This is a genomic window from Lysinibacillus sp. RC79, from assembly GCF_041262405.1.
In the GTDB taxonomy this organism is placed as follows: domain Bacteria; phylum Bacillota; class Bacilli; order Bacillales_A; family Planococcaceae; genus Lysinibacillus.
On the sequence record NZ_JBGCCD010000011.1, the window covers coordinates 97972 to 116210 of the forward strand.

Annotated in this window: 17 protein-coding genes; 12 read left to right on the top strand and 5 right to left on the bottom strand. The window is 36.9% G+C overall.

Translation table 11 applies throughout. The features are described from left to right. Positions 1–79: 79 nt before the first annotated feature. Together ABH968_RS12910 and ABH968_RS12915 are read left to right on the top strand one after the other, a co-directional pair. Entirely contained in the window at positions 80–997 is a 918-nt protein-coding gene (locus ABH968_RS12910) for an S-layer homology domain-containing protein (protein ID WP_370044453.1), read from the top strand. A gap of 175 nt (positions 998–1172) precedes the next feature. Then, positions 1173–1805 (top strand): 50S ribosomal protein L25/general stress protein Ctc, encoded by a 633-nt coding sequence (locus ABH968_RS12915; RefSeq protein WP_370044455.1) that lies wholly within the window; start codon positions 1173–1175, stop codon positions 1803–1805. 47 nt (positions 1806–1852) lie between these two features. Here ABH968_RS12915 and ABH968_RS12920 read toward each other — a convergent pair whose 3' ends face one another. The 3 genes from ABH968_RS12920 to ABH968_RS12930 all read right to left on the bottom strand — a co-directional run bounded on the left by ABH968_RS12920 (position 1853) and on the right by ABH968_RS12930 (position 3508). Next, positions 1853–2461 (bottom strand): DUF2812 domain-containing protein, encoded by a 609-nt coding sequence (locus ABH968_RS12920; RefSeq protein WP_370044457.1) that lies wholly within the window; start codon positions 2459–2461, stop codon positions 1853–1855. Further along, a complete protein-coding gene (locus tag ABH968_RS12925) occupies positions 2448–2735 on the bottom strand; it encodes a PadR family transcriptional regulator (protein WP_370044537.1) in 288 nt (95 codons plus the stop codon). The genes ABH968_RS12920 and ABH968_RS12925 overlap by 14 nt, the downstream gene beginning before the upstream one ends. Before the next feature lie 146 nt (positions 2736–2881). Then, positions 2882–3508 carry a YczE/YyaS/YitT family protein gene (locus tag ABH968_RS12930; protein WP_370044539.1) on the bottom strand — a complete coding sequence of 209 codons (627 nt, stop codon included), beginning with the start codon at positions 3506–3508 and terminating at the stop codon, positions 2882–2884. Positions 3509–3668: 160 nt separating this feature from the next. On the opposite strand from ABH968_RS12930, the gene ABH968_RS12935 reads away from it, so the two are divergent. Then, positions 3669–4091, top strand: coding sequence for a pyridoxamine 5'-phosphate oxidase family protein (locus ABH968_RS12935; RefSeq protein ID WP_370044459.1), 423 nt, complete (start codon positions 3669–3671; stop codon positions 4089–4091). 127 nt (positions 4092–4218) lie between these two features. After that, positions 4219–5970: an adenine deaminase gene (ade, locus tag ABH968_RS12940; protein ID WP_370044460.1), complete on the top strand. Its 1752-nt coding sequence runs from the start codon at positions 4219–4221 to the stop codon at positions 5968–5970. Between the two features lie 579 nt (positions 5971–6549). Here the strand turns inward: ade and ABH968_RS12945 are convergent. Then, positions 6550–7107, bottom strand: coding sequence for a flavodoxin family protein (locus ABH968_RS12945; protein WP_370044462.1), 558 nt, complete (start codon positions 7105–7107; stop codon positions 6550–6552). Positions 7108–7220: 113 nt separating this feature from the next. Between ABH968_RS12945 and ABH968_RS12950 the strand changes: the two genes are divergently transcribed. The 3 genes from ABH968_RS12950 (at position 7221) to ABH968_RS12960 (ending at position 9726) form a co-directional block, all read left to right on the top strand. Next, on the top strand, positions 7221–8111 hold the full coding sequence (locus ABH968_RS12950; RefSeq protein WP_370044464.1) for a LysR family transcriptional regulator: 891 nt from the start codon (positions 7221–7223) through the stop codon (positions 8109–8111). 282 nt (positions 8112–8393) lie between these two features. Next, a complete protein-coding gene (locus ABH968_RS12955; protein ID WP_053597344.1) occupies positions 8394–8741 on the top strand; it encodes a PadR family transcriptional regulator in 348 nt (115 codons plus the stop codon). Then, positions 8728–9726: an HAAS signaling domain-containing protein gene (locus ABH968_RS12960; RefSeq protein ID WP_370044466.1), complete on the top strand. Its 999-nt coding sequence runs from the start codon at positions 8728–8730 to the stop codon at positions 9724–9726. Before ABH968_RS12955 ends, ABH968_RS12960 begins: the two co-directional genes overlap by 14 nt. A gap of 426 nt (positions 9727–10152) precedes the next feature. Here the strand turns inward: ABH968_RS12960 and ABH968_RS12965 are convergent, their stop codons facing one another. Next, on the bottom strand, positions 10153–11178 hold the full coding sequence (locus tag ABH968_RS12965) for an S-layer homology domain-containing protein (RefSeq protein ID WP_370044467.1): 1026 nt from the start codon (positions 11176–11178) through the stop codon (positions 10153–10155). A gap of 439 nt (positions 11179–11617) precedes the next feature. Between ABH968_RS12965 and ABH968_RS12970 the strand changes: the two genes are divergently transcribed. The 5 genes from ABH968_RS12970 to ABH968_RS12990 all read left to right on the top strand — a co-directional run bounded on the left by ABH968_RS12970 (position 11618) and on the right by ABH968_RS12990 (position 18043). After that, the gene (locus ABH968_RS12970) at positions 11618–12565 is read left to right on the top strand and encodes a bile acid:sodium symporter family protein (RefSeq protein WP_370044469.1); all 948 of its coding nucleotides are present in this window, start codon (positions 11618–11620) and stop codon (positions 12563–12565) included. A 402-nt stretch (positions 12566–12967) separates the two neighbouring features. Beyond that, positions 12968–13123: a hypothetical protein gene (locus tag ABH968_RS12975; protein ID WP_370044470.1), complete on the top strand. Its 156-nt coding sequence runs from the start codon at positions 12968–12970 to the stop codon at positions 13121–13123. 539 nt (positions 13124–13662) lie between these two features. Continuing rightward, positions 13663–14712, top strand: coding sequence for an ATP synthase beta subunit C-terminal domain-containing protein (locus ABH968_RS12980; RefSeq protein WP_370044472.1), 1050 nt, complete (start codon positions 13663–13665; stop codon positions 14710–14712). A gap of 235 nt (positions 14713–14947) precedes the next feature. Further along, a complete protein-coding gene (locus ABH968_RS12985) occupies positions 14948–16135 on the top strand; it encodes an MFS transporter (protein ID WP_370044474.1) in 1188 nt (395 codons plus the stop codon). A gap of 639 nt (positions 16136–16774) precedes the next feature. Continuing rightward, positions 16775–18043: an MFS transporter gene (locus ABH968_RS12990; protein WP_370044476.1), complete on the top strand. Its 1269-nt coding sequence runs from the start codon at positions 16775–16777 to the stop codon at positions 18041–18043. Positions 18044–18239 lie beyond the last annotated feature (196 nt).

Consider the following 18239-nt stretch of genomic DNA (forward strand, 5'->3'; position numbering starts at 1 on the left):
ACAATTCTCTAAATATACTATATTTTTGGATAGTTAAATCCAGTATGATAGTGGTAGATGAAAAGAAGGGAGAAACAAGATGAAAGGGAAAATCTCAAAGGGTGTATTGGTAGGGTTGTTAGGCATATCATTGGTCATTCCAATGCAAGCACATGCTTATCAAGAGCCAACCAGTTATGTACATATGAAAACGCCAAATATGACGGTGTACTCTGCATATGGTGCCACAATTAATGCATCAGAAAAAGGGGATATTTTTAGTATTAAAGCTAATATTGTTAATAACCGTCAGCCCTTAGAAGTGGAAATTTTTAAAAATGGTCAGGACGGGGTCTTAAAGCAAGTTGTTAAAAAAGGCGTATTGGAGCCGATTGCTTATCGAGATCTAAAGGACCGAGTAATTGCCACTATTCACAATAATGCAGAATTAAAATTTGATAATTCACAGCCAAATTATTTTCGTGATATAGGGAGATCAGCGTATAGTTCGTATATTACTACTTTATCGAAGCGGGGTATTGTTCAAGGTAAAACAGCAGATAATTTTGGTGTCAATGATTCCTTAACACGTGCTCAGGTTAGTGCATTATTAGTTCGTGCATTCAGCTTTCAACAAATACCGACAAAACAATTTAAAGACATTGATGTCAAAAAATCTTGGTATAGTGGTTATGTTGGTGCCTTACATTCTTTAGGAATTATAAACGGTAAATCGCCAACTACATTTGATCCCAATGGAAAAATTACACGCCAACAGGCAATTTTAATGCTGGGTCGAACATTAGAAGCTATTGATTATGTTCCAGAAAAGGAATATGTGATCTTACCTTATCAGGATAGCTACTATCTTCAGGGGGAAGCATTGCGTCATACTGAGACTTTGTATGCAATCGGTGCTCTAGACCACAATACAAATCTATTACCAAATCAATTTATTACCCGCGGAGAGTTTGCTAAAATGTTAGCGGTGACTTTGAGCGCGGCCGGAAGATTGTAATTAGATAAAATTAGCTGAGCATAAAAACGTCTCGGCTTTTTTTGTTGGGGTATAGAATTTCCGAAGCGACGGAGCGAACGTCAGAGAAAGCTACAACATTGTGCTCATGTATAAAAATCTATAGAACGGGCAAAACCTTTTATGAGACATAGTTTCCATGAAAGGGGAAAATACGATGAATACTGTTTTAACTGTAAAAAAACGTGATAAAGGGCGTCAATCATCATTAACTCAACTTAGACAGAACGGTGCTATTCCGGGTGTTGTTTATGGCTATCAAATAGAGTCAACAGCGGTATCACTGGATGCTAGACAATTTGCAAAAATATTAGCTCAATTCGGTAATAAAAATGTCTTTCAATTAGATGTAGACGGTAAACGGGTTAACGCAGTATTAACAGAAATACAACGCTGTGCGTTAAAGGGCAATGTAAAGCATGTAGATTTTAAGTCCATTAATATGGCAGAGGAACTAGAGGTCGATATTCCAGTAACGGTTAGCGGTCATGCCATCGGGGTTGCAGATGGTGGATTCCTATTACAGCCTAATCGTGAAGTTCGCATAAAAGTAAATCCAACAGAAATCCCTGAAACAATAGAGGTTGATGTGACTGATGTAGCCATCGGGACATCACTTTATGTAGGAGATATTCGCGAAAAGTTTACCTTTGAAATTTTACAAGAAGATGATTATACATTAGTGACGATTACGCCGCCTGCTGCTGAAAATGTGCAGGAGGACACAGTAGATGGAACCCCTGAAGTAATCGAGGCTACTGGGAAAAATCCATCTGATTCAGAAAAATAGAAACAAAGAAGGGGCCATCTTACATGCGGTTAGTGGCTCCTTGCTGTTTATTCTTTATACAGCTGTAAGGATTGGCGATAACGGAAATACGTGACTACGTACATACTGAAAGTTGCTAAAAATAGCCATGGTGGAATAAAACGCATGATAGCAAATGGTGTTTCAAATAAAAAAGAAAAAAGAAAAGCAAAACCTTCTTTATCCCATAATCCTGGCGTAAAGTAAGCATCTTTTATATTGAAAAGGTAAGGAAATTTATCATTAGCATAAAAAATCATTAACCACATAAAAGAGAATATTGCCCAATTGCTGGAATGCATCATTAATCGTTTATATTTAGCAATTTGGGAATCATTATCAGAAAATAATTCGTCGTTACCATCTTTTCTTTTTAACCAATAATAGGTACCATCATACGATCTTTCTTTTAATGCTTGCCATCCAAAATCCTCATATAACTGTTTATAGTTAGTTCGATCCTCTCTCCGAAGATCTTGCTGAAAATCAATGCGGATAACTTGTTCAAGATCAGTCGTATTTTTAAATGTATAAAAACCGGCAGAATTTATGTTTGTACAAACCCATCCTTTGGACAACATATGATTTAACCATTGCTCTTCCTTTTCGATATCAAAAAAGATTTTAAATTTTATCATGTCCTTCAACTCCCTCATATAAAGATAAAATCCGCTGCAATCTTTGGTGCTCGGCCGCTAATATTGCTAGTCCCTCAGCTGTTGTTTGATAAACCTTACGCCTCGTATCCGGTGTCTCTACAGGAGAAATCCAATGATATTTCAACAAATTTTCAATTGCTCCATACATAGTGCCAGCAGCAATCCTTACACTACCAGCGCTCATTTCCTCGATTTTTTGCATCATTGCATAACCATGTAATGGTTCACGCAATGCGAGTAGAATATAATGCATGGTTTCAGATAAAGGTAATAATTTATGCTTTTTCACATGTTCACCTCATATACAGTTCAACTATATAGTTAGATTATATATAGTTGAACTGTATATTGCAACTGAATAAAAAAAGACAATGCACTTTTTTGCATTGTCTTGAAAGCTTATACTACAGCGCTTTTCACGCCAGTCAATCTCAAAAATAATTTTTCGTTAAAAGTTAAAGCAAATTGTACAATTGGCCCAAGACCAAAAGCCATTAGAGCCGTTCCAACCCCAATAGGTCCACCAAGTAAAAAACCAAGTATAGCGACAGTTACTTCCATAGTTGTTCGAGAACGTGTAACACTCCAGCCAAGTTTATGGACCATTAGAAGCATCAATGTATCTCGAGGACCAATGCCTAAATTCGCTACCATGTACATACCACAGCCCCAGCCAAGTAGTATTAAGCCAGAAACATAAGCAAATAGCTGCATCCCAAAACCATCTATATCAGGAAGCCAATAATTAAAAATATCAATAAAAATACCTGCTAAAAACATATCTATAAATGTGCCAGGCAGTGGAAACCTCTTCGTTACTACCATATCAAATGCTAAAATAGCCAGTCCGATGAGAATTGACCAGATACCAATGGTTAATCCCAATGATTTAGCTAGCCCAATATGTAACACATCCCACGAACCAACACCAAAAATTTGACCTTTAATCGTCAACGTTATACCTAAGGATAAAACCAAAATGCCTGTTATAAAGAACAGACACCGTGTGAAAAATGCTTGCTTCATCATTAAAACCCTCATTCTAAAAATTCATGTCGTCCAACAAGTTATTATAGCAATAGATTTTAAAATAAGCCGAAGATTGTCATTTCATACTTTTCAAAAAATACGGTTAAGTTTGCTAAATAAGGACAAAATATAAGGAGATCAGAAAGGATGAGATAACATGACCTCTGTACGAGATGAAATATTAGAAGTTTTAAATCGAGAAAAAATAGGAACGATGGCAACAGTTGAGAATGGTAAACCGTTCTCACGCTATATGACATTCCAACATGAAGATTTTGTATTGTACACAGTAACGAATAAACATTCTGAAAAAATGGAGGAGCTTCGTAAAAACCCATATACACATATATTATATGGATACGAAAATAGAGGCTTTGGTGATACGTATGTTGAAATTGAAGGAAAGCTAACAGAAATTCTAGAGGAAGGAATAAAAAATAAGTTAGCCGAATTTTTTACAAGCATTTTCGTTGGTAACCATGATGAAATGATTACACTAAAAATCGAGCCAATCCGTATGCGCTTGATGAATAAAAAAGGCGAACCACCTAAAGAGCTTGAATTTACAAACGACCATTAAAATGTGGTCGTTTTTTGATGATTTATTGAAAATGGGGAAAATATTCTTTGTTAAATGATAAATCTTTACTTGAATTTAGGCGAGTATTCATGCATGATAATTCAAAAAGAAAACAGGAGTGCAGAGAATGACAAACAAACTACAACAGCTTGCACAAAATATTTTAACATCGCAAGGAAAAATTGAGGCGGATTTTATATTGCGTAATGCACAAATTGCCGATGTTTTTACATTGACGTGGAAAAAAGCAGATATAGTCGTTAACAATGGACAAATAGTGGCGCTTGATACAATGAATAGATTTAAAGCTAAAAAAGAAGAGGATGCCGCAGGAAAATATGTTGTACCTGGTCTCATTGATGGACATATACATATTGAATCTTCGATGCTAACACCTGCAGAATTTAGCCGTATATTGATTCCGCATGGCATCACAACAGTCATTACAGATCCTCATGAAATTGCAAATGTTGCAGGTGCGGAGGGCATTCAGTTTATGCTAGACGATGCCAAAAAAGCAGATATGGATATCTTCGTTATGTTGCCATCTAGTGTACCTGGCACTCATTTTGAAAATGCAGGAGCAACACTGACAGCGGCAGATTTAGAGCCGTTTTTAAAGCACGAAGATGTTCGAGGCTTAGCGGAGGTCATGGATTTCCCAGCCGTTTTAAACGGTGAAGCGGGCATGCTAGACAAGATAATTCTTTCACAACAGGCTAATTTAGTTGTTGATGGGCATTGTGCGGGCTTAAATAGTCATCAAATTACGGGCTATCGTGCTGCTGGTATCCATACAGATCATGAATGTGTAACGGCACAGGAGGCTACTGATCGAGTAGAGCAGGGGATGTATGTACTAATTCGTGAAGGCTCAGCAGCAAAAAATTTACGTGATTTATTGCCTGCTGTCAATGCAACAAATGCTCGTCGTTTTGGCTTTTGTACCGATGATAAATACGTTGACGAGCTAATGGATGAAGGTAGCATTAACTTCGATGTGGCAATGGCCATTGAGGAAGGGATGGAGCCGTTGCAGGCGATTCAACTAGCTACTGTTAATACAGCTGAGTGCTATCGTTTATATGATCGAGGCGTTTTAGCACCAGGCTATAAGGCTGATTTTGTACTAATTGAAAATATCGACAGTATGCGTGCAAAAGCAGTTTGGAAAAATGGTGAAAAGGTTGCTGAAAACGGTGCTATGTTAACGAATCGCACTGAATCTAATGTACCTGCACATATCCATCGCTCTGTACATTTACCGCAAGTAACGAAGGACAAGCTTAGCATTCCATTCCATAAAGGTACGAAGGCGAATGTAATGGAAATTATACCGAATCAGCTTATTACGAACCATTTGGTAATAGATGTACCTGTGAAAGATGGTGTATTTGTACCGTCAGTTGAACAGGATTTACTAAAGTTAGCAGTTATTGAGCGTCATCACAATTTGCATACGACAGGTCTTGGTATTGTGAAGGGCTTTGGTTTACGAAAAGGGGCAGTGGCCACTACTGTAGCTCATGATTCGCATAATGCATTAGTAGTAGGCACGAATGATGAAGATATGCTACTTGCTCTGTCACGCATTCAAGAAATTCAAGGCGGCTTTGTCATAGTAGCTGATGGTGAGATTTTAGCGGAAATGCCATTAACAATTGGAGGCTTAATGACTGATGCATCAGCTGATGAAGCAAAAAAGCAATTAGCAAGTTTGCATAACGCCCTACACGAGCTCAATCCAACACTAGATTTCCATTTTTTATTGACGTTTTCATTTGTTGCTTTACCTGTTATTCCTGCTTTAAAGTTGACAGATACAGGGTTATTTGATGTTACAACATTCCAACATATTCCGGTAGAAGCGGAAATTTAACATTGAAAAACTATTATGTTAATGAAATTAAGATGTCCTATTAAATAAAGTGTGCTTATTTGACAAAGCGAGGGATTGAATTCCGTTCCGACTGGGCGCTTTCCTAGGGGCGTCCGATGAGCCGCTTCACTCGCGTTGCTCGTTCCAGGGTCTCATCTGTGACGCTGATCCCTAAGGAGTCGCCCAGTCTCCACTCCAATCAACCTATATACATGGCATACGTTCTAACAAAATGTCATCCTAAACCACCGGTGATGCGCCAAAATTTATTAGAAATCATTTGTATGGCTCATCACCAAAATGAAGGGTTGATTTCCATCCGGCAGGGCGCTTTACTGAAGGGCCGCTGAGCTGCTTGGGCCATCAAATGTTTTTTGTGCGAAAGCAAAGTGGCAACGTAGCGTCAGCAACAACAGATGTACAATTGCCGACACAGTTATTATGATTGATTATGGCGAGTAGCCTGGAACGGAGACTCCTTCATTTAAAGCGCCACAATTTTCACCATGATTTCCTCGACTATTTTGTTTTCAACATTATGAAACGACCTAAAAGATTAGCCTCTTTCAGGTCGTATTTTTATATGGGATAGATACGTGCTTTTAACTTCTTATTTAATATAGATGCCTGCGTTAGTGCTTGCTCATCATGAATAATCTCACCAGGTTTGTTTGCTTCTCCGATAATATACGAGGAGAACGGCATCTTTAAGAAATCAAAGATATATTGGAATTGTTGAATCATTGGTAGGCCCTTTATATATGGGTCGTCTCCACCGACAGCAAGAACGATGGCCTCGGTAGTTTGTAGTTTTTCTTTTAACTGTGGAAACCGCTCATCTCGAATAGCTTGACTAAGTCGATCCACCATGTTCTTCATGATTCCCGACATGCTGTACCAATATATCGGTGTTGCAAAAATAACGATATCACTTCTTAAAAATGCATGGATAATTTGATCATAATCATCATCTACAAACTGAAAGCCATTGTCATCATGGCGTAAATCGTGAATGGACTCAATCGTTAAATTTTTTAGATCTATTTTTACATGATTTATGCCATCTAATACATAATCAGCTAATTGTTCACTATTACTATCGGCTCTAGAGCTACCAATAAAAGCGGTAATATTCATAAGAATCCTCCTCTATCCTTCAGGCTATAACTAGTGTAAACTTATATTTATTATCGATAAAGCTGAATGTTTCGATGAAATATATCGAAAAAAACGATTTAGAGGTGGGGAAGATGGATCTTAAACAGCTGCAAACGTTTTTAACAGCTTCAGAAACGTTAAGTTTTACGCAGACTGCACAGCTACTAGATTATGCACAGTCAAGTATTACAGCACAAATTAAATCGCTTGAAGGAGAGCTTGGCGTAGTCCTTTTTGAGAGGCTTGGAAAACGCATTACCCTTACAGAGGAGGGCAAGCGATTACAACAATATGCCCAAAAAATGCTAGATTTAAATGGGGAGATGAAAAAAGCTGTATTAAATGAACAAGCACAAGCGGTGTTAAAGATAGGTGCACAGGAAAGTCAATGTGTGTACCGTCTTCCGAGTATTTTACAACAATTTCAGAAAGCCCATCCACAAGTAAAAATCATTTTTAAGCCTGTACATACAACGGAAATCGCCAAAGATTTATTGCAGTCAGGCAATCTGGATATAGCGTTTATTACAGATGCATATAAGGAAACACCCATGTTACATCGGGAGCGACTTATTCGAGAGCAATTAGTATTTGTCAGTGCATCTACTAATAGCAACGTGGAAAGAGAGGTAATTTCTGTACAGCAACTTTCAAATGAAACGATGCTTTTGACGGAAAGCGGTTGCTCCTACCGTAATCAATTGGAAGTACAGCTGCAGCAGGAAGGTACGCTACCAATACAAATGATTGAATTTGCAAGTATTGAAGCCATTAAGCAATGTGTGATGGCAGGCTTAGGTATTTCATTTTTACCCAAAATGGTGGTGGAGAAGGAGTTAGAAAACCATAGTTTAAAAGAACTGACGACATCCATGAATTTAGCAGATATTTTTACGGATATCGCTTGGCATAAGGATAAACACATATCTCCGTATCTCGCTGATTTTATAGCGATTGCCATGAAGATATATAAGAAGTTTTAAGAGCATTGTTATTCACGGACTAATGATAAAAAGGTGCTTGCCACTGAAATAAGCAGCACCATTTGAAAAAGCCAAACCTAAATATTATTTTATAAAGAGGGAACCGCATTTTTGACATATCAAATTTGTGGTTTCTTTTTATTCCAACTTTTTGTGTAGATTACTAATTTTCTTTTTTAAAATAATTCAGAATTTCATTTGATTTCGTCACAACAATAGTGTACGATGCATAGTATAAAGTAAATGCTGTATGACATATAGTAATAAAAATGAGGTGGGCGGATGAGTAATTTATTGAATTCATTAACTACAGAGCTTAGGAGAGGAACGTTGACATTGGCGGTTTTAAGTCAATTACGAACGCCTCAGTATGGATATTCACTTGTTTCGTTATTGGAAGGGTTAGGTGTTTCTATAGATCAAAGTACCTTATATCCATTGCTTCGTAGATTAGAGAAACAGGAGTTGGTGTCGAGTAGTTGGGATACATCTGAGAGTAGGCCCCGTAAGTATTATGTTTTAAGTGAATATGGGCTGGAAATATTTTTGCAGTTAAAAAAAGAATGGATAGAGAATTCGAAAGAGCTGTATAACTTATTGAAAGGGGAGGAAGACGATGAATTTAATTGAGGTTTATATTCGGGAAGTTGCTCAAAGGCTTCCTGAAAAAAATCGTGAGGATATTGTACTTGAGTTACGGTCAAACATAGAGGATATGTTGCCTGATGATTATAGTGAAGAAGATGTAAAAGTGGTTCTTAAAAAATTAGGGAGTCCAGTGGCATTGGCAAGTAATTATCGAGATTGGCCAATGTACTTGATTGGTCCACGCTATTTTGATGTATATGTGACTTTACTTAAAATGATTTTACCGATTGCTGCTGTCATTTCGTTAATCGCGATGACTACCGAATATTTTATTGGATATAGTGGGGAAAAAGCGGTTTTAAATATTGGTTTGAACCTTATGACTGAAGGAATTCAGAGAATCATTGAAGTAGGGATACAAGTATTCTTTTGGCTAACACTTATGTTTGCTGTATTGGAAAGAACAGATAAAGGAAGGGGTGGGCAGCCATTAACAGCACGCTTTAAAGAATGGACGCCTGATGATTTAAAAAATAAACCTTATATTCCTAAGAAAAAAGCAATATCAAAGTACGAAGTATTTTTAAGTTTAATGTGGACTGCGATTTGGGCAACATTTTACTTTTATGCGAATCATCTAGTAGGCGTATATGAAGGTGGGGGAGATGGGCTTGTATTTGTGACTCCAACTTTCAGTCAAGAAGTTTTGCTTCGATATTGGCCTGTCGTTGTTATTGTCATAGGTTTAGAAATAGCATTATCCCTTTATAAATTAATAAAGCAGCAATGGACGAAAAGAATGGCAATATGCAATACTACCCTACAGCTAATTGGCACTATTGTATTTATTGTAATACTATTAAATCCTAATTTACTAAGCGAAGATTTCATTACGTATATGACGGATTTATTTGCTACTACTACTAATCAATTTAAAACGGGGGTAGTTGGTGGTGGAATCTCACTCTTTATGATAGCTGCAGCATACAGTGTATTTGATGGCTTCCGTAAAGCTAACATTCGTTAATCTGGACTTGCGTATTAAATTTACGGGTACCTGTTATACAAAACGTATCCTAAAACAATTTAACTAATGATTACATCTGAAATAAAAAATGTAGAATCCATTTTGATTGATATTTTTCAAAGTGGATTCTTTATGTTTGCTGTTTAGGAAAGCTGAGTAAACATCTTTTCTATAAAACTTTTTTAAGGGCCACACGGTTGTATCGAAAAAAGCATGTTGTGTAGACGGTATTCTTGCATATATAGAATGGAGGGAAACATAGTGTTTGAATGGTGATGACGTTAGAAAAAGTGCGAATGATTCTTTTTAATCCATTTCGCACTTTTAGTTCTTTTCACTATGGAAGGTATTATGGTGACTTATAAAAGTCCACAAGGGTGTTCCTTTATAAGTTTGGGGAGATTTCCAGTCGGACCTTTAGAAAACTTATTGTTTCTTTAAAGTCCCAGAAAAATTAGTTCCTTCATCATGCTCTGTACGACAATCTACCTCGGTAATTTTTAGTGCATTATTAAGGCGTTCAAATTCTAATACACACCGATTGCCGTTTGAGGATTTGTTCATCACAGCCTTAGTGTTCGAAGTAATCGTTGCTGTCCCATCGACACTCCCCGCAGCTGTCCCATCATTGGCAGTAATGAATATAGTAATGCTTTTGCTTGTTGCATTGGAAATATAGGCATCACGGCGATTAAAATCAGTTGAGCCTGTACCCCATTTATAGTAATACGAATAGGTACCATCCCAAGCACTTTTAGAAGGTGTTGTTAGCTGCATTGTTTTATCTAGCTGATTTTGGCCATTTTTCGCTCGTGTATTTAAAGAAGCGTTACTCTTATTTTCATGAATTGCTTGTGCGTCCTCTGAAATTTCATAAAAATTTCTTTCGTCCATACGGTAGAGCATTGTCACCACTTGAGCTCGTGTCATATTGTTAGTTACACCAAAAAACTTCTGTAAATTGCGGTTTTCATACTGAAAGTTTTGACCAGTGGAAATGTAATAATCGATTAGAAACTGTATGGATTGATCTAATCCACTTTTACCATTAGCTAAATGTGTAATTGCCTGTGCCACAACACCGCGCTTTACACTAGCTGCTCGAATAGTGTTATCAATATATCCGTTTAATGGAACACCGTAGCTCGCAAGACGATTGTAATATTCATCAGACCAGTTTGCAGCAGAAGTCTGTTTTTTTAACTCATCATACGGTGATTCAAGCTCGTAAAAGTTAGCAAGTAGTTTTGCGAGTTGTTGCTCTGTAATTATTGCATTGGGCTTAAATGTACCATCTTCATAGCCATTCACGATATCATATTCCTCTGCCCACATGATGGCTTCATACGCATAGTGATCTTCTGGCACATCTTTAAAGCCAGCAGCTTGTACAGTGTATCCACTTGTCACAACAAGTAGGGGAAGTAAAAAAGCGCACACTAATTTTTTCATTAGTCTCAGTCATCCTTTCTTTCTAGTCATGTTAATAGTTTGAAGGATATGGATAAAAACTGCAAATTTTTCTAGTTTAACTTCTTTCAGCAAATGTCTTTTGTAACTGACGCTTCGCTTTCGCTACAGAAAATAATTGCTGAAAGAAGTTAAAGCCTCCGGCGGATGTCACGGAATCGGTAAGGAGTTAATAAAGGATGTTAGCCTAAAATCATCGCATCCATGCGATAACGGCTAACTGACCTGCATCGTGTTGTAGCTGACGCTTCGCTTTCGCACAGACAAAACACGTTGTTGCTGCCGCTACGCTTTCGCGCAAAAAATATCTGCAGGCCTAAACACAAAGCCGATTCCGGACGCAATTATGCCGAGGCATAATTGATTTTACTATAAAGAGGCTGGAGAAAACTGTTCTTTTAAAAAAGAAGGGAAAAAAGAGATGTTGAATAGTTTAAATAAATACCTCCAAAAATGGATGCCTATTTTAACTCCGCTTAGCTTAGTTGTTGGTGTATTGTTAGAGAACGTAGGGCATCAGCTATTATTTTTAGTGCCGTGGCTGTTTGCTTTTATGACATTTGCAGGTAGTTTAAGCATGAATTTTGAAGGAATAAAAAGTCTTAAAAAATACCCAAAAGTTATTTTAATTGTTATCGCATTTTTACACCTACTCATGCCAATTTGGTCTTATTTTGTATCAACCGTCATCTTTCACGATCATCTACTAACAATTGGATTTGTTTTAGCAGTCGCTGTGCCAACAGGAGTAACGAGCTTTATTTGGGTCAGTATTTGTAGGGGGCATCTCGCATTATGTCTTGCAATTATTTTAATCGATACACTCATTTCACCCATTGTTATTCCTGCATTACTTCATATTGTTGTAGGGCAAACAATCGAAATTAATACTGTTGGTCTCATTCTAGATTTACTTTGGATGATTGTTGTGCCTTCTCTTATAGGTGTAGCGTTAAATGAGTTTACTAAAGGTAAAATTGAGCTGACACTAGGAAAGAAATTAGCCCCTTTTTCAAAACTTAGCTTATTTAGTATTGTAATGATTAACAGTAGTGCAATTGCCCCGTACATTAAAAATATTAACGTGGAGCTTGTTAGTGTTATTTTGGTTGTATTTCTACTTGCTGTATCAGGATATGCTTTTTGCTTAGTTTTAGGGCATATACTTTGGAAGGATATAAGCATTGTTACGATGTTCGTTTTTACAGGAGGGATGCGTAATATTGCTGTAGGGGTTGTAATAGCGACTACATACTTTCCTGCAAAAACGGTTATGCCTGTAGTGTTTGGTATGCTATTTCAGCAAGTTCTAGCCTCGTTCTTTAGCCGAGTAATGGAAAAGTATCAGCTGAAATATGCGGAAGGTTAAATAAAGGTTAAATGCAAAAATATTCGCGATTGTTCGAGAGGAAGCGAGTATGTAAGAATCCAGTGCTGCTATCAACGACTGTTATTAAAACGCTTCATCATTTTGTGACAATTAATGATGGTGAAGCTGTTACAGAAAGAAGAAAAGACACTAAAAATTTTGATGCAAGATCATGAAGTGAAAATAAAAAAGCATGAGGTTTCCATTATGCTACCTTCAGAATATGATGAAGATAAGCAGTATCCATGTTATTTAAATGTAGGATGGGGGAGATATTTCATATCAAAAATATAAATTTGAGAGTAAACACCAGCCCTTTTCATACAAGGAATTTTAGTGTTTGATGCTTGTCGGAAGTATTTTGAGTACTAATTATGTCACTTAAGAAAGAAGAGTGCATGAATGAAAGAGTTAGATGATTTTAAGCTAACGATTCTTCCGTTAATTATTTTGCTAATTCTTATACTTTTATGGAAACTGACCGAGTCTGTTGGTGCAGGAATGATGGTCATTATTTTCTGGATTGGTTGGCGCCGCCTTATAAGAAAATTAATATAAATTGAAAGCGAGATATCTTTCTAACTTTGCGTAGACCCAGTTTTGACGATCCTCATAAATGCCCGATTTGTCTATAAAACTCCTAAAAACATAACGTTTATCTTCTGTCAGACTGTAGCTTTGTAATAAATTTCGATTAAATTAATGATATCAACTTTGATATAAGGACAAATTCAAAGAGCATGTTTTGAAAAAAGATTGATCAAAACATGCTCTTATTTAATGTGGCAGATAAAATTCATTGTAAAAAAGTTTGATTATTTTTGACACCTTTGTTGCACTAAAGCCTTTGTTAGTTAATGAAAAATTAAAACAATTTTTATGTGTTCATACAACTTAATCGTACCCTGAAAAATTTAAGTATGTTTAAACTACACACAACTTAGTTGTTCATTCAATGCACCTCTTCCTTGAGTATGAATAGCCTCGTGCGTGATTTACTCTACAAAGTAATTAATATTGTTTCTAAGAGTAATTTTTGTTGCAATATAACTCCATTTGATTTACTATATAGAGTAAAGGAGGGGAATTATGGAAAAATGGATGACTTAAGATTAAACGTAAGCTTATTACGCAGGAAAGTACCGAATCTAACAAGTGCAGCCCGGCAAGTTGGCTTGCGATCAGCAACCGTTTCTAACCTATGCACGGGAAAAATACCTGTTGGTAGAGCCGAGGTTCGGACTTTAGTTGCACTTGCATCATTAGCCGATTGTAGTTTGGATAATCTGATTATCAGAGGGGAGAAAATCGAAATGATAGAAACCAAAATCAAAACTTTAGATTTATTTGCTCCTTTAGCAAAAGGAGGTACTGTCGGTTTGGTTGCACGCCCTGGAATGGGGCAGCTCGTTGTATTAGCAGAATTACTCTATCGATTAAAAAATGAAGCATATAAAACAATCCTTTTAATGCCTGAAGGTGAACATCAAGGATTAAATGATCTTGTTGAAAATGTAGAAATCATTACAAACACCATTGAAGACACGTATGAGAGTATTGCAAATATTGGTGGAGACAAAGATATTATGTTCGTTGCCGACAGAACCCATGTTATAACAGGAGGTATCCAACAACTGCAGGAGAATCTTCAAGGGATTGGAATTCATTCTGTTACAACCTTCCTCGTTGATTTGACAGGCGAAGTTGTTGATGAAGATTTACCTTATGGACCTCTTGAAACATTTTGGCAATTCGATGCTGATCTTGCTGCAAGACACCGCTATCCAGCTGTTAATCCTCTTAGTTCAACATCAACTGTTCTCGAAGGAGCACATTTAGATCAGGAACATTTCACAATTCAACAAAAAGCCCTAAAACTTCTTCGCCGTTATCGGGAACTCCGTTCATTAGTGAATGTTAGTGGGATTGAACGGATTCCGACTTCTGAGTTACAAACATATCAAAGAGGAGAGAGACTTGAAGCATATTTAACACAGCCATTTTATATTGCCGAGTCCTTTACAAATAAACCTGGCCAATCTGTCAGCCTTAAAGATACTTTGAATGATGTACAAGAAATTATGAACGGTGCTTTAGATTCTAGAGATGCATCAGAATTAGTGTTTATTGGGAGTTTACAATCCTAGAAGAGGGAAAGTGGTCTTTTCTATTGTTTTGAAAGTTTCTTCTTCAACTAACCTAACCTGTAAGTTTAAGTACATTTCTGCACAATCTTCACATTTATTTTAATATAAATATCCAATACTAAATCACCTCTAAGAAAAACTAAAGAGGTGATTTTTTTAAAAATGACTATGTACTAATATTTGTAATTTTGTTACGATTTATTAATTAATAAATGAAACAACAAGGAGATACAGCATGTGGCGTAATCGAAATGTATGGATAATTTTATTAGGTGAATTTGTTGTAGGTCTTGGCTTGTGGGCTGGGATTATAGGGAATCTAGCTTTTATGCAAGAGGTCGTACCCTCTGACTTTCACAAATCATTAATTATTTCCAGCGGTATTTTGGCGGGTTTAGTAGTAGGTCCGTTGGCAGGGCGTATTATCGACAGGTCAATGAAGAAAACAGTTGTACAGTGGGCTAGTGTAGGGCGAATTATAAGTGTTTTATTTATGTTTATGGCACTTTATACAAATTCAGTTATTTGGATGATTCTTTTTTTAATTACGTTGCAAATAGCAGCCGCTTTTTATATGCCTGCTCTACAATCTATTATTCCAATGATTGTTAAGGATAAGGATTTAATTACATTAAATGCTTGGCAAATGAATGCTCGAACGATTTCTAGGATTATTGGTACTGCTGCAGCGGGATTTATGCTAAGTTTCTTTGAGCTGAAATGGTTATACATCATTTCATTTATTGTCTATATGATGATGTTTGTTATTACGAACTTCCTACAATTAAATGAAATGGCAAATCAATCGTCAGCAACTAATGAAAAGGGCGACTTTAAAGAAGTGCTACCGATGGTGAAGGAGCATCCTATTGTTTTAATGACACTTGTCTTAATGTTAATTCCAACATTATTTTTAGGTTCCTTTAATTTAGTGATCATGAAAATTTCTGAGATTCATCATTCAACGACAATATCAGGATTATTATATACAGTTGAGGGCATAGGTTTTATGCTAGGTGCAGCTGGTTTGAAATTCATTACGGAACGGCTGAACACTAAAACACTACTTTTTGTATTAGCATTTATCATCGGTTCGATGGAGCTATTGCTAATATTCTCGGATATTAAATTTTTGGCATTATTAGCTTTTGGAGTTTTTGGTTTTTCAGTAGGCTGTTTTTTCCCGACGACAATGGTGATTTTTCAAAAGCAAGTGCCAAAAGATTTTCATGGGCGATTTTTCTCATTCCGTAATATGATTGATTCTGTCATCTTTCAGGTCGTCTTATTGTCAACAGGCATGATGCTAGATTTAGTTGGTTTAAGTGGATTGGGACTTGTTTTTGGTATTATTAGCTTAAGTTTAACCATCACTTTTTTACTATATTCAAAGAAAAAGAATGTTGTTATGCATGCTCATTAAATATAAAGAAAAAAAGAACTGTAATCTGAAACTGCTTTTGACAGTTCTAATTTTTAATTAAGTTTTTGGAACTAATTCGTTAGCTATCAAAAGTATCGACTAACCGAGAAGCCCCACTTCAAGTAAGCTTGTAAGGATACTAAGTGGGGGTAGTTCACAATCGAGATTTCTAGATAAAACAACTACTTGTCCAATTTCTACAATGGATGTCTGTGCTAAAGTTGTTGAATGGGCTGACAAAATGGTTACGTTTTAACTTATTTCAGCGGGTGTCCAAACATCCGCTGAAATAAAGGAACTCAGCCTAAGAACTTCACATCCTGTGAAAACGCCTGAGTGACCAACATCGTGTTGTTGCCGCTGCCGCTTCGCTTTCGCGCAGATAAAACCCTGTTGCTGACGCTACGCTTTCGCACAGACAAAACCCTGTTGCTGAGCTACGTTAGCACTGCACTTTCGCACAAAAAACATCTGCTGCTGCCGCTACACTTTCGCACAAAAAACATCTGTTGCTGCCGCTACGTTAGCACTGCGCTTTCGCACAAAAAACATCTGCTGCCGCTACAAAGCCGATTTCGGACGCAATTATGGCGAGGCATAATTGATTCATTGAGACAAGTAAAAAGAAGGTGTTGAAAGATGCTTGGAAAAGCACAAGAAACTACAGAGACTTATATTGATTCACCTGAAAAGCTAAAGAGCTTATATAAGCGAGTGCTAATCGTTGTTAGTCTCTCACAAGTTTTTGGTGGGGCAGGGCTTGCAGCAGGTATTACGGTAGGGGCTCTGTTAGCTCAGCAAATGCTAGGAACGGATGCTTATGCAGGAGTACCATCCGCTTTATTTACTTTAGGCTCGGCGGGTGCAGCTTTAATTGTAGGGAAACTATCACAACGTTATGGGCGTCGTACAGGTTTATCGACAGGCTTTTTTGTAGGTGGACTTGGTGCAATCGGTGTTGTGATTGCTGCTATTACGAATAGTGTCATTTTATTATTCGCATCTCTATTAATCTATGGTGCAGGGACTGCTTCAAATTTACAGGCACGCTATGCAGGGACAGATTTAGCCAATAATAAACAACGCGCAACGGCTATCAGCACAACAATGATGATGACAACATTTGGGGCTGTGGCAGGGCCAAATTTAGTAAATATTATGGGTGAATTTGCTGTTTCTATTGGTGTTCCGGCTCTTGCAGGTCCATTTATCTTATCTGCAACAGCATTTATCTTAGCGGGTCTTGTCCTTTTTATTATGTTACGTCCCGATCCATTAGAAATTGCAAAAATGATAGAAGCGGACAGACGAGAGAATGAATACGGGAATAAGACGGAATCCTTTAGTGAAAAAGCTATCAATAAAAGAGGTCTTACAGTCGGTGCAACGGTTATGGTTCTTACTCAGATTGTAATGGTTGCTATCATGACGATGACACCAGTACATATGAAACATCATGGTCATGGTTTATCGGAAGTTGGAATTGTTATAGGATTTCATGTAGGTTCAATGTATCTTCCATCGCTCGTAACAGGAGTTCTTGTAGATAAAATTGGACGAACAGCTATGAGTATTGCTTCGGGAGTGACTTTGTTACTTGCTGGTTTATTAGCAGCATTTGCACCGAGCGATTCAATGGTTCTATTAATCATTGCTCTTTCTTTACTTGGATTAGGGTGGAACTTTGGCTTAATTAGTGGTACTGCACAAATAGTTGATTCAACTGAACCTTCCACTAGAGCAAAAACACAAGGAAAAATAGATGTTTTAGTTGCACTAGCAGGGGCTTCTGGTGGTGCTCTCTCAGGCATGGTAGTAGCTAATGCAAGCTATGCAACATTATCTTTAGCTGGAGGTCTATTATCTTTAATCCTTATTCCAGTTGTCATCTGGTCAAGAAAAGCTTGAGATAAATTATATGATACTAAAATTTTTAATGGTTAAAATAGTTTCAAAGTAGCCAATGCAATCTTTTTTAAACATGCAGTGAAATCAAGAATTTAGAGTGAATTTAAATAAAACTTTATTAAAAAATAACTTAATTTTAGGTTCTTTTGTTGGCATTTGGTACTCCGAGATGTAAATTAAAAGAACCTTTTCCTCT

Coding starts and splice junctions, on each gene's coding strand:
- ABH968_RS12990 (WP_370044476.1), top strand. CDS start 16,775: ATGCTTGGAAAAGCACAAGAAACTACAGAGACTTATATTGATTCACCT.
- ABH968_RS12975 (WP_370044470.1), top strand. CDS start 12,968: ATGAAAGAGTTAGATGATTTTAAGCTAACGATTCTTCCGTTAATTATT.
- ABH968_RS12950 (WP_370044464.1), top strand. CDS start 7,221: ATGGATCTTAAACAGCTGCAAACGTTTTTAACAGCTTCAGAAACGTTA.
- ABH968_RS12970 (WP_370044469.1), top strand. CDS start 11,618: ATGTTGAATAGTTTAAATAAATACCTCCAAAAATGGATGCCTATTTTA.
- ABH968_RS12910 (WP_370044453.1), top strand. CDS start 80: ATGAAAGGGAAAATCTCAAAGGGTGTATTGGTAGGGTTGTTAGGCATA.
- ABH968_RS12955 (WP_053597344.1), top strand. CDS start 8,394: ATGAGTAATTTATTGAATTCATTAACTACAGAGCTTAGGAGAGGAACG.
- ABH968_RS12985 (WP_370044474.1), top strand. CDS start 14,948: ATGTGGCGTAATCGAAATGTATGGATAATTTTATTAGGTGAATTTGTT.
- ABH968_RS12945 (WP_370044462.1), bottom strand. CDS start 7,107: ATGAATATTACCGCTTTTATTGGTAGCTCTAGAGCCGATAGTAATAGT.
- ABH968_RS12935 (WP_370044459.1), top strand. CDS start 3,669: ATGACCTCTGTACGAGATGAAATATTAGAAGTTTTAAATCGAGAAAAA.
- ABH968_RS12980 (WP_370044472.1), top strand. CDS start 13,663: ATGGATGACTTAAGATTAAACGTAAGCTTATTACGCAGGAAAGTACCG.
- ABH968_RS12960 (WP_370044466.1), top strand. CDS start 8,728: ATGAATTTAATTGAGGTTTATATTCGGGAAGTTGCTCAAAGGCTTCCT.
- ABH968_RS12920 (WP_370044457.1), bottom strand. CDS start 2,461: ATGATAAAATTTAAAATCTTTTTTGATATCGAAAAGGAAGAGCAATGG.
- ade (WP_370044460.1), top strand. CDS start 4,219: ATGACAAACAAACTACAACAGCTTGCACAAAATATTTTAACATCGCAA.
- ABH968_RS12930 (WP_370044539.1), bottom strand. CDS start 3,508: ATGAAGCAAGCATTTTTCACACGGTGTCTGTTCTTTATAACAGGCATT.
- ABH968_RS12915 (WP_370044455.1), top strand. CDS start 1,173: ATGAATACTGTTTTAACTGTAAAAAAACGTGATAAAGGGCGTCAATCA.
- ABH968_RS12925 (WP_370044537.1), bottom strand. CDS start 2,735: ATGCATTATATTCTACTCGCATTGCGTGAACCATTACATGGTTATGCA.
- ABH968_RS12965 (WP_370044467.1), bottom strand. CDS start 11,178: ATGAAAAAATTAGTGTGCGCTTTTTTACTTCCCCTACTTGTTGTGACA.